Origin of the sequence: Gilliamella sp. B3022 (genome assembly GCF_028751545.1) — a bacterium.
GTDB lineage: Bacteria > Pseudomonadota > Gammaproteobacteria > Enterobacterales > Orbaceae > Gilliamella.
Map to the genome: position 1 here is coordinate 359,033 of NZ_CP071867.1, position 11,896 is coordinate 370,928.

The window sequence follows — 11,896 nt, forward strand, 5'->3', positions numbered from 1 at the left end:
ACTATTCCTTTTAACATTAATTAAATTTGTTCAAATACAGCTTGAATTTTGTGTTTATCTTTAATACCCGGCGAAATTTCGATACCAGAATTTAAATCCACCCCAATCACATTTGTAGCTAAAGCATTTTTTATATTTTGCGGATTAATGCCGCCGGCTAAAATCACATTAGTTAAATTTTGCCCTGCTAGTAGTGACCAATCAAAGCTTTTACCCGTTCCCCCAGCACCATGATCGAAAATGTAACGACTGACTAATGGGTTATTGTGTTCGGGGATGGTATTGCTGATACTTAATGCTTTCCAAATCTGACAATTTTTAGGTAATTTTTCACGTAATAATTGGATATATTGGTTATCTTCATCACCATGCAATTGAACAGCATAAAGTGAGAGTTGTTCGGCTATTTGACAAACTTGATCTATCGTTTCATTTTTAAACACACCTACCCAATTCAGCGGCGCAGCTGAAATGACTATTCGGGCATTTATTGGCGAGATATAACGAGGTGATTTTGGTGCAAATATCAATCCACCATATACCGCACCCGCTTGGTAAGCAGCTATCGCATCTTCAGCACGGGTTAAACCGCAAACTTTATTTTCGCCCAGCATGACTTTACGAATCGCTAAGGTTAAATTAGGTTCTGACATCAGCGCGCTACCAATTAAAAAACCACTAGCAAACTGACTTAATTCTTTAACTTGATTATGTGTGTAAATCCCCGATTCGCTGATAATAATGCGATCATCAGGAATGGTTTTCGATAGATTTTTAACGCGATTTAAATCGACACTCAAATCACGCAAATTACGATTATTAATACCTATCACTTTAGCACCAAGTGCAATTGCTCGTTCCACTTCGGCTTGCGTGCTTGCTTCGGTTAATACGCCCATATTGAGTTGATGAGCGATACGGCTTAAGTGACGATACTCATCGTCATTGACGACTGATAGCATTAATAAAATGGCATCGGCCTGATAATAACGCGCTAAGTAAATTTGATATTCATCAATAATAAAGTCTTTGCAAAGAACAGGCTGAGTTACCTCATTACGTACGATAGGCAAAAACTCAAAACGTCCTTGAAAGTATTTTTCGTCGGTCAACACCGAAATAGCCGAAGCATAATCTTTATACACTTTGGCAATAGTTGCAGGATCAAAATCATCCCGAATTAACCCTTTTGACGGTGAGGCTTTTTTACATTCTAAAATAAATGCTGTTTTAGTTTGATTCAATGATTGATAAAAATCACGATCACTAGGCTTCACATCCATTTTAAATGTTTCAAGCGGTTTTGATGCTTGCTGTGAGACTAACCAACTTTGTTTATCTTCGATGATTTTTTTCAATACGGTTGCCATTTCAACATTTTCTGTTAATGCTGCAATTGCCATATTTTTCTCCACTGTTATCTTGCCGCTAATTGCTGTAATAGTTGATAAGCTTTACCACTACGCATCATTTCAATCGCTTGTTTAGCATTTTGTTTTAAGTCGGACTGACCAAACAAACTCATTAACATCGCAACGTTAGCGGCGATCGCTGCTTCATGAGCCGGTTTGCCATGTCCTTGTAAAATCGCAATTAACATATCACGATTCATCTCTGGCGTGCCACCTTCAATATCTTTTAATGTATATTGCTGTAAGCCAAAATCTTGCGGTGTTAACGTAAAGTAACGAATTTTGCCATTATGCACTTCAGCCACTTGCGTTTCACCATGAATCGCAACTTCATCCATTCCTGAACCATGTACCACATAGGCATGGGTATAACCTAACATAGTTAACGTTTCAGCAATCGGTTTGATTAAATCTGGGTGATATACCCCTAATAAAATTCGTTTAGGACGAGACGGATTAATGAGCGGCCCTAGTACATTAAAAATCGTTCGAGTCTTCAATTGCTGACGAACCGGCGCGGCATGACGAAAACCTGAATGATATTGCTGAGCAAATAAAAAACATACACCAAGTTCATCTAACGCCTTACGCGAATCTTCAGCCGGCATATTTAACTTAATGCCTAAAGCAGACAACACGTCTGATGAACCTGATTTACTGGACACCCCACGGTTACCATGTTTAGCCACCTTATAACCTAACGCAGCAGCCACAAAGGCACTGGCGGTTGAAATATTAATACTGTTGGTACCATCACCGCCTGTTCCGACAATATCGGTAAACGCATAATCTGGAATAGCAAAACTATCGGCATTTTCAAGCAACGCTTGCGCGGCTCCTGCGATTTCATCTGGCTTTTCACCGCGAACTTTCATACTAATTATTGCAGTTGCCAATACCGTCGGTTCGATTTTACCTTGAATAATTAAGTTGAACAGTATTTTACTTTCTTGTTGGCTTAATACCTGTCCTAAATATAATTTATTGAGAATAGGTTGAACATTATACTCTTGCTTATCAATAATGGCTTCTTGTTTTGGTTGCGCTGTTTGTTGTGATGGATTAAGCGCCCACTCAATGGTTTGCTCAAGCAGTTTTACCCCTTGAATAGTTAAAATTGATTCGGGATGAAACTGAAAACCACACACCCGATCCTCATCATTACGCACCGCCATCACAATATTATTACACAAGGCATTAATGGTTAGAGTTTTAGGAATATTTTCGCCTTTTAATGAATGATACCGCGCGACCGGTAATGGATTAGGTAAGCCTTTGAACATAGCTTGTTCATCGTGTTCAATAAGTGAAGCTTTGCCATGTAAAATATCACCCGCCGGTACAATGCTTCCACCATAAGACTCAACAATCGCCTGATGACCAAGGCAGATACCTATAATCGGTAATTTACCTTTTAGGCGTTTAAGTAATTCTGGCATACAACCTGCTTCACTTGGTGCGCCGGGTCCTGGCGATAACATCAAAATCGGATTTTGCATTTGTGATAGTTTTTCAACTATAACATCAGCCGGGATCGTATTACGGTAAATCGTCACATTATGTTGGCTATTACGTAGTTGATCGACGAGGTTATAAGTAAAAGAATCAATATTATCAATAAATAAAATATTAGCCATTAGAATACACCTTCTACATTATGTGCTGCCATAATTGCTCTAACCACAGCGCGCGCTTTATTACGTGATTCGTCGGATTCAAATTGTGGTTCAGAATCTAAAACCACGCCGCCTCCTGCTTGAACAGTCGCTATGCCGTTTTCAACATAAGCACTACGAATCACAATACACGTATCAAGATCACCATTGGCAGTAAAATACCCTACTGCCCCACCATAGCTACCCCGTTTAACTTTTTCTGATTCGGCAATCAATTGCATTGCACGAATTTTGGGCGCACCGGTTAATGTCCCCATATTCATGGTCGCTTGATAAGCATGAAGTGCATCTAAATCTTCACGTAATTGACCAATGACTTTAGACACCAAATGCATCACAAACGAATAGCGATCAACTTTGAGTAAATCTTTAGTATATCGTGTACCCGGCTGACAAATACGTGCTAAATCATTACGAGCTAAATCCACTAACATTAAATGTTCTGCTAGTTCTTTCTTGTCGGTACGCATATCTAACTCTAAACGACTATCTAAATCATAATCAATGTCGCCATTAGCGGTTAAGCCTCGAGGACGCGTTCCGGCAATAGGATAGATTTCAACTTGATTGGTGGCTTTACTATATTTAAGCGCGCTTTCTGGTGAAGCACCAAATAACACAAAATCCTTATCTTGCATATAAAACATATAAGGGCTTGGATTATTAGTTTTAAGAAGTTGATAGGCAGACAAAGGCTTAGGACAAGGCAATGTAAAACGACGAGATGGCACTGCTTGAAATATTTCGCCTTGTTGAATCGCATCTTGCATCTTTTTAACTATGGTATTAAAGTCATCATCACTTTTATTACAATTAACAATAATATTGGCAAGGGATTGAGTAGGAATTGGCTTTATCGGTTGGTTTAACAAAGTTTGCAGCTCATCAATACGTTTAGTTAAACGTTCCACTTCGTTTGGATCAGCCGTGAAAGCGGTCGCTTTTAATATTGAAACGTGATTTTGATGATTAATTTCTAATAACGTTTCGGCTAAATAAAAACAAAAATCTTGGCAGCGCATATCAGTAGGGAGTTTAGGTAAATTTTCAAAACCAGCCACCAAATCATAACTAAATAGCCCGCCAACAAAAATCGCATCATGGCTTGCTTGTTTCGAATAATTCACAAGACTAAGTAGCGTTCTTAACGCATCAAAAACGGATAGCGATTTTAATCGAGAATCCTCATCTTGCATGGCATCAACTTGAGGAAACACCAATGTCAACTTTGACGTTTCAACTTCAACTTTCACAGTACTTGCTGAAAATGCATCGGCAAGTAAAGGTAACAACGTTTGCCCATTTGAAGTTAAAGCTTCAAATATCACCTGCTGATCGATTGCCGAAATGCGTAACGCACTATCCACAATCATCACACTTTTTATGCCTTGCTTGTTATCGATTTCGGCTGATTCAAGCAGCAATGTAGCTGGCCGGTCATGACATAATTGATAAAATACCTGAGTCGGATCTTGATAATAACCAATGGTTTTGGTTATCTGCGTTAATGTTGGCTTATTCATTGTTGACTCTCTATTTTTAAATTTTTATTTAAACTATGCATTTGATTATGAAAAACTAAAAACCCGCGCTAAGCGGGTTTTACATACAAAGACAATGCTTTATCAGATTACCCGCCCAAAGTGATACGCCACCAACCAAAATTAGCGAAATTGCAAATAATCAAATAACAGTATTGTGATTTCATGATTATTATTAATGTAAAATGAATGTTGTACTATTAAACTAGTTCATTGATGCAATGTCAAGTGAATATTTTGTGTGCAGAAATAAAATTTATTTTAGTATATCAATAGCAAATTTAACCAAAGGATGCTATTTGTTATAAAGCATCCTTTGTAAAAATTAGCGCAACGGCATTTCGGATTGAATCACTTTAACCAACTTAGATCTTGGTTTTGACGAAATTCGAAAGTGGTTAGTAATCCATAATTTATGATGTGCTTCACATTGCGGACCTAAATAAATCTTCTCAATATAATCTTCCACTGTTTTGTAATTAATAAATAAACTGCTGGCTTGAACATAATCTGTCGGCGCTTGAATTTTTTCATCGGCAATATTTGTGATATAAATCATTCGACATTCATCTTCATCTTCAAATGCAGCATGTTTAATTAAGCACGAGATAGGCATGACAGCTAAAGTTATTAATTGATCGAGAATAGAAAGATTTTTTATCTTTTCGTTCGCCTTTAATTTTTTTATTTTTTGTTTTATTTGATTTAATATCTTTCTAATTGTTTTAATTTTATGCTCTTCATCTAATTGGGTTAGGTAGTCATTCCATTTTTCTTCAATCTCAGCTGCAGAACTTTCTCGGTGCTCCAGATAAAAAGAAAATTTATTACGTTTGGCAAGACTAATATATTCATTATTTGGATCAAAATACAAACAACGGAACAAAGGTAGATCATGAAAGAAGGATTGTGTTAACGGTTCGTTCTTCTCATTAGCATCAGTTTTATTATCAATAAAATCTTGTTTTGGTATTTTAACTGATGTGAATTTATTTAAATGATTAATACCATCAGGATTGATGCTGTGTTCAACATCGTCGCCAAAAAAATTTTGATTAAATACGACACTGACACTGGAGCCGACAATATTGTTTTCATTGCCATATAAACGAAATTGATTTAACGAATTATGATTAAATGAAAAACTGGCTAAAAAGCTTTTTATTTCACTATCCCTATCGGTTTTAATATTAAGCCAACTAGTGAGCACCTGATTTTCAGTAGGATCGTTCATAAAATCAACCACATTTAAACGAAAATCGCTAGTCTCATTTTTTAAAAGACTAAATAACACGCCCGGTCTGGTATAATGCGCAACCTGCCGTTCATATTGTTTGTTTTGACTTTTTAACTTTTTATTTAATTTAAATGTAACCAGTAACTGCTTCTGAATATTTTCTGCTAATGTTCTGATATCACAAATGTAGTGAGTAACGGATTGCTCGCGTTTATTGGCATCGGCAAATAATGTAGAAGCTTCATTATTATTATCAATGACTGATAACATGATTTGAGCAATAGTATAAAGCATAAATAAATCATTGGAATAAGATACATTCAGATAATATTCTTCTGCTTTTTTTAAACTACCTTTTGTTTGATTAAAATAGATATTATCCCCTAAATAAATATTTGCCATATTTGAAATTTTAAGATCAGAGCTCTTATAACATTGTAAGAAACATTGACTGGCTTTGTTATAAAGCTGTTTTTCAGTTTGATAGATAAGACCTAAATTCCATTGAGCCCAAACATAAACATCGGCATTATCCTGCTTTTTCACCCGTAAATAATGGCGTTCGGCCTTTTCGATATCCTGTTTTTTAAATTGGTTAATAAGGGCTAAATTCCATTGAGCCCTAGCATAAGCTTCGGCATTATCCTGCCTTTTCACCCGTAAATAATGGCGTTCGGCCTGCTCAATATTCTGTTTTTTAAATTGGTAAATACCCGCTAGATTAAATTGTGCCTTAGCATAAGCATCGGCATTATCCTGCCTTTTCACCTGTAAATAATGGTGTTCTGCCTGCTCGATATCCTGTTTTTCTTCTTGGTAAATACCCGCTAAATTAAATTGTGCCTTAGCATAAGCATCGGCATTATCCTGCCTTTGTACCTGTAAATAATAGTGTTCTGCCTGCTCAATATCCTGTTTTTCAACTTGGTAAATAAGTGCTAAATTCCATTGAGCCTCGGCATAAACATCAGCATTATCCTGCTTTTTCACCTGTAAATAATGGTATTCTGCCTGCTCGATATCCTGTTTTTCTTCTTCGTAAATAAGCGCTAAATTAAATTGTGCCTTAGCATAAGCATCGGCATTATCCTGCCTTTTCACCCGTAAATAATGGCGTTCGGCCTGCTCGATATCCTGTTTTTTAAATTGGTTAATAAGGGCTAAATTACATTGTGCCCTAGCATAAGCATTGGCATTATCCTCCCTTTGTACCTGTAAATAATGGTGTTCTGCCTGCTCGATATCCTGTTTTTCTTTTTCGTAAATAAGCGCTAAATTGTATTGTGCCTTAGCATAAGCATCGGCATTATCCTGCCTTTGTACCTGCAAATAATGGTGTTCTGCCTGCTCGATATCCTGTTTTTCTTCTTCGTAAATAAGCGCTAAATTAAATTGTGCCTTAGCATAAGCATCGGCATTATCCTGCCTTTGTACCTGTAAATAATGGTGTTCTGCCTGCTCGATATCCTGTTTTTCTTTTTCGTAAATAAGCGCTAAATTACATTGTGCCCTAGCATAAGCATCGGCATTATCCTCCCTTTGTACCTGTAAATAATGGTGTTCTGCCTGCGCTATGTTATTTTTTTCATCTTGATAGATCTGGGCTAATTTGAACTGAGCTTGGGCATATAAAATAGGATCAACACTCTTTTCAATCTGTAAATAATGGCATTTGGCTTGCGCTATGTTATTTTCATCTTGATATATCAGGGCTAAATTGAACTGAGCTTCGGTATATAATGTCGAATTACCTAGCTTTTCAACCTTTAATAAATGTTTGATTGCGGCTTCACTATTTTTTTTATCTAAAAAATAAATTTTGGCTAACTCTAATTGAGCCTCTGAATATGCTTCATCGCCATCGTTTTTGGTGATTTTTTTTAAATCTGCAATTTTCTGCTCGATCGTTTGTTGTTTAATATTTTGTTCAAATTTTTGCTCTTCCATTATTATTCCTATTCTGTTTTTCTTGTCATATTTAATCGTAGTAAACAATTAAACGACAGCCAGTATGTATTTGGCTGGAATGATTCTTGTTGGTTAATATTAGCGCGTCGTTTAAATTAATAGACACAGTTTAGCGTTAAGTTAAAAAATCACCAAAAATTTAACAAGGGATAGAGCAAAAATATGACTAAAAATAAATTAGCTTCATAAAATCAATAATAAATAACATAAAGATTATTTATTAATAACTGGTCAAAAAATCTCATAGCCATTAGAATGCTTATACCGTCGAAATTCATATTACTAAGAGAAATTAATCTATGCCTATATTTTATATTTTTATCGGTATCATCGTGTTACTCGCACTAATCACCGTTTTAAAATGCATTACCATTGTTCCGCAAGGTTATCAATACACCATTGAGCGTTTTGGAAAATACACCCACACACTTGAACCGGGATTGAATATCATTATTCCTTTTATGGATGGGATTGGTCGTAAAATTAATATGATGGAACAAGTGCTTGATATTCCATCACAAGAAGTTATATCAAAAGATAATGCCAACGTACAAATTGATGCCGTTTGCTTTATTCAAGTGCAAGACGCAGCTAGAGCCGCTTATCAAGTCAATCAACTTGAACGTGCTGTGATTAATTTAATGATGACCAATATTCGTACGGTACTCGGCAGCATGGAACTTGATGAAATGCTATCACAACGTGATCATATCAACTCAAAATTACTTAGCATTGTTGATGATGCAACAAACCCTTGGGGCATTAAAATCACCCGTATTGAAATTCGAGATGTTCGCCCGCCGGCAGAACTTATTGCCGCGATGAATGCACAAATGAAAGCAGAACGTAATAAACGTGCGGAAATTCTGGAAGCTGAAGGTGTTCGTCAGGCAGCAATACTACGTTCAGAGGGTGAAAAACAGTCCGAAATATTAAAGGCCGAAGGTGAGCGACAAGCTGCATTTTTACAAGCCGAAGCCCGTGAACGTGCGGCCGAAGCCGAAGCAAAAGCCACACAAATGGTGTCTGATGCAATTGCAGCAGGTAATATTAATGCGGTTAATTACTTTGTTGCACAAAAATATACTGAAGCGCTACAACAAATTGGATCGGCAGATAACAGTAAAGTCATTATGATGCCTTTAGATGCATCAAGTTTAATGGGCAGTATTGGTGGCATTGCGGAGCTCATTAAAAACTCTAAATGATGTCACAAGGTAGTTTCCGAACTGGTTGTATATATTTTCCAAGGTACTTTAAGTACAAGTTATTTTGGAATTAAATAAATACTTTTGCAATTTCAATTATGTAATTAGGTAAATTAAACGATGACTGATATTTTAACCGTTATTTATAATTCCCCTCATTGGGTATTTTTTATTTTAGGGGGAACATTATTAATTGCAGAATTGCTTGGTACTGGTGGCTACTCACTTTGGAGCGGCATCGCTGCAATTGTTGTGGGTCTTATTGCTTGGATTTTGCCTCTGTCTTGGCCTGTTTTATGGATTTTATTTGCTATATTTACCTTGGTTTCAGCATATTTATGGTGGCTATGGCTTAAAAAGTCTGGGCAAAGCAAACCGAATAGCAACGAAATTAATCAACCACAACAAGATTTAATTGGTATTAAAACCCTTGTTACTGACGCCATTATCAATGGCTCAGGCCGAGTCAAAATCAAAGACGGCACTTGGCCAGCACAATGTAATATTAATTTACCGGTTGGTCATGCTGTTGAAGTTATCGCGGTTAATGGTCTAGTTTTAACGGTACAACCAATAAAAAACTAGTCACATTTTGCTTTTTACCAGTAAAAAAACGCGCCTAAGGCGCATTTTTTTTTAGATTGATAATAGTTGAAAAGCAATAATAACAAACTGTTGTTCGTTAGGATAAATGTCACTAATGATTTTTTTCAGTTCAGTTAAGCTCATATTTTCCTGCTTAGCCTGTTCTTCAGTCAATTGATTGAGTGTTACAGGCGTCACATTAGTAATTTTTATACTACAAAAATATGCATCCGTTTCAAAAACGCCCACTCGCAACGTATCACCAACCTTAAAATGTGATTCACTTTTATCACGAATAGTAATCGTTTTTAAACCTGCCAAAATATCCGATTTAAAACGTTGGTAAAACGTTATATCATTTTTCACAACGATCATCCTTTTTATTAAACGAGCGGTTAAGGTTTGATACCGATCACTTGCCAATTATGGTTAGATTCATCAGTAATTTTACCTTTTTTGACGTCTGTAATATATTTTATCGTCATATTACGGATAGTGCCTTGTTCATCACCAAAAGCGGTTCGTGAATCCCAAGTTGGTTCAACACGTCTTCCTTCTAATGGCCCACCTTTTTTGACTAACATCTCGTAACGATAAGCGTTCATACCTAATTTTAGCTTCATATCCGCAGTGATAGCCTGACCATTAAGCAATGTTAAATTTTTAATTCGCTCACCAACCGGTTGAGTTAAATCAATAGTATATTTGACCCCACCAAACATATCGTAAGTCATATATTTTGACGCGCCACGAATGGGATCATATTGATAATTTTTATCGCCCGGTTGTACTTGAGCAAAATAAGCAGCAGACCATTCCATATAGTCTTTAAGGTCTTGACCGGTAACTTCGAATATACTGGTTTCACCAGCGGTATATTGATAATTATTGGCGATATCTTTACGCGTAATTGGACCTTTATTCAGTATTGCTTTTTTATTATCAACCAACACAGAAGTCACATCCGCACCGCTATAATATAATTGAACAGCGTTGAGTAAATGGGTTAGCCCTGTTTCTTCGAGGTAAATCGCAGGAATACCATGAATCATTTGCTGGGGGACCAAATCACGATCGGTTTCACCAATAACCTGATTGGCTATTTCTCTTAATTGTTGATGATAAGGCGCATAAATTTTTTCAATTGCCGGATCGGCAGCATACGATTTAACTGGCTGTGTTTCGGCTTTTTTATTCACTAAAGAGGTTTTGTTTTTTTCAAGATCAAAGGTTAAATCAACCACCGAAACCACGGTACCATAACGATGCGGTTCAGTAATCAAAACATTATTGATCACTTTTTCACTTATATTTTGATGATTGTGCCCAGCTATAATCACATCGATATCGGGCACTTGGTTAGCCACATCAGCAACGCCGGTTCCTGGTTTATTGTTTTCATTATCCACCCCCATATGGGTAACTAAAACAATAGCATCAACATGTTGTTGTTTTAACTTTTCAACTTGTTTTTGTATTTCTGGAATTGGCATAGTGAATTCCATTTGTTTTACATAACCTGTTTTATCTTCATATTCAGGTACAAATGGTGTCGTTGCCCCAATAAAACCAATTTTTACACCATCTTTTTCAATAATGGATGTAGCGGGTAAATAGGCTTTACCTGAGTCTTTATAAAAGATGTTCGCTGCTAATGTTTTACCTTTAAATTCAGCAACGATTTTATCAACAACTGGCATGCCAAAATTAAATTCATGGTTACCTAATACCATAATGTCATATTTCATAGTATTAAGAGCCTCAATAGCTGGATGATTTTTCACATCGTGAAAACGTTCAATTTGGTTATCTTGAATAATATCACCCGCATCAACCAAAATAACATTGGCATGATTGCTACGATATTGATTCACAAAGGAAGAAATTTGAGCATAAGAGCCAGAAAAATCCGCCTTGTCGGTACCGTAATCCCAAGGTAACATGCGACCATGGACATCTGTTGTTGCGAGAATCGATACATTAATCTGTTTTGCCAATACGTGAAATGAACTGCTAAATATTAAAATGCTACACAATGAGAGTAGCTTTTTGTTAATGCGCATTTTTATCTCCTATCAATATTCTGCACATTTTAAATTTTAATAAATAAAGTAGAGTCAAGATATGCTATTTTTCATATTTATAATTTTCATCCTCAACTCACAGTAACTTATTTAGTAAATAGGCGTCTATTGGTATTTGACTGTAATTGTGATAAAAAAAATGCCCATCAATCTTTATTGAAAGATGAGCATAAGATAGGCAATTT

The 11,896-nt window shown here is 36.2% G+C and carries 8 protein-coding genes; 2 read left to right on the top strand and 6 right to left on the bottom strand.

What is annotated here, in order from left to right; all coding sequences use genetic code 11:
- Window positions 1–20 precede the first annotated feature (20 nt).
- From trpCF to J4T76_RS01565, 4 genes are all read right to left on the bottom strand, one after another.
- Window positions 21–1,403 carry a bifunctional indole-3-glycerol-phosphate synthase TrpC/phosphoribosylanthranilate isomerase TrpF gene (gene trpCF / locus J4T76_RS01550; protein WP_324123782.1) on the bottom strand — a complete coding sequence of 461 codons (1,383 nt, stop codon included), beginning with the start codon at window positions 1,401–1,403 and terminating at the stop codon, window positions 21–23.
- Between the two features lie 14 nt (window positions 1,404–1,417).
- Window positions 1,418–3,049, bottom strand: coding sequence for a bifunctional anthranilate synthase glutamate amidotransferase component TrpG/anthranilate phosphoribosyltransferase TrpD (gene trpD, locus J4T76_RS01555; RefSeq protein WP_065633362.1), 1,632 nt, complete (start codon window positions 3,047–3,049; stop codon window positions 1,418–1,420).
- On the bottom strand, window positions 3,049–4,611 hold the full coding sequence (locus tag J4T76_RS01560) for an anthranilate synthase component 1 (RefSeq protein WP_267355707.1): 1,563 nt from the start codon (window positions 4,609–4,611) through the stop codon (window positions 3,049–3,051). Before J4T76_RS01560 ends, trpD begins: the two co-directional genes overlap by 1 nt.
- Window positions 4,612–4,954: 343 nt before the next feature.
- Entirely contained in the window at window positions 4,955–7,813 is a 2,859-nt protein-coding gene (locus J4T76_RS01565) for a tetratricopeptide repeat protein (protein ID WP_267355709.1), read from the bottom strand.
- A 320-nt stretch (window positions 7,814–8,133) separates the two neighbouring features.
- Between J4T76_RS01565 and J4T76_RS01570 the strand changes: the two genes are divergently transcribed.
- On the top strand, window positions 8,134–9,042 hold the full coding sequence (locus J4T76_RS01570) for an SPFH domain-containing protein (RefSeq protein WP_267333377.1): 909 nt from the start codon (window positions 8,134–8,136) through the stop codon (window positions 9,040–9,042).
- Window positions 9,043–9,162: 120 nt separating this feature from the next.
- A complete protein-coding gene (locus J4T76_RS01575) occupies window positions 9,163–9,627 on the top strand; it encodes an NfeD family protein (RefSeq protein WP_267333376.1) in 465 nt (154 codons plus the stop codon).
- A gap of 51 nt (window positions 9,628–9,678) precedes the next feature.
- Here the strand turns inward: J4T76_RS01575 and yqfB are convergent, their stop codons facing one another.
- Together yqfB and J4T76_RS01585 are read right to left on the bottom strand one after the other, a co-directional pair.
- Entirely contained in the window at window positions 9,679–9,993 is a 315-nt protein-coding gene (yqfB, locus tag J4T76_RS01580) for a N(4)-acetylcytidine aminohydrolase (protein WP_323849428.1), read from the bottom strand.
- Window positions 9,994–10,022: 29 nt separating this feature from the next.
- Window positions 10,023–11,690 (bottom strand): bifunctional metallophosphatase/5'-nucleotidase, encoded by a 1,668-nt coding sequence (locus J4T76_RS01585; RefSeq protein WP_267355711.1) that lies wholly within the window; start codon window positions 11,688–11,690, stop codon window positions 10,023–10,025.
- Between the last annotated feature and the right edge of the window lie 206 nt (window positions 11,691–11,896).

Excerpts from the sequence above, each read along its gene's own strand:
- trpCF (WP_324123782.1), bottom strand. The coding sequence starts at position 1,403 with ATGGCAATTGCAGCATTAACAGAAAATGTTGAAATGGCAACCGTATTG.
- trpD (WP_065633362.1), bottom strand. The coding sequence starts at position 3,049 with ATGGCTAATATTTTATTTATTGATAATATTGATTCTTTTACTTATAAC.
- J4T76_RS01560 (WP_267355707.1), bottom strand. The coding sequence starts at position 4,611 with ATGAATAAGCCAACATTAACGCAGATAACCAAAACCATTGGTTATTAT.
- J4T76_RS01565 (WP_267355709.1), bottom strand. The coding sequence starts at position 7,813 with ATGGAAGAGCAAAAATTTGAACAAAATATTAAACAACAAACGATCGAG.
- J4T76_RS01570 (WP_267333377.1), top strand. The coding sequence starts at position 8,134 with ATGCCTATATTTTATATTTTTATCGGTATCATCGTGTTACTCGCACTA.
- J4T76_RS01575 (WP_267333376.1), top strand. The coding sequence starts at position 9,163 with ATGACTGATATTTTAACCGTTATTTATAATTCCCCTCATTGGGTATTT.
- J4T76_RS01585 (WP_267355711.1), bottom strand. The coding sequence starts at position 11,690 with ATGCGCATTAACAAAAAGCTACTCTCATTGTGTAGCATTTTAATATTT.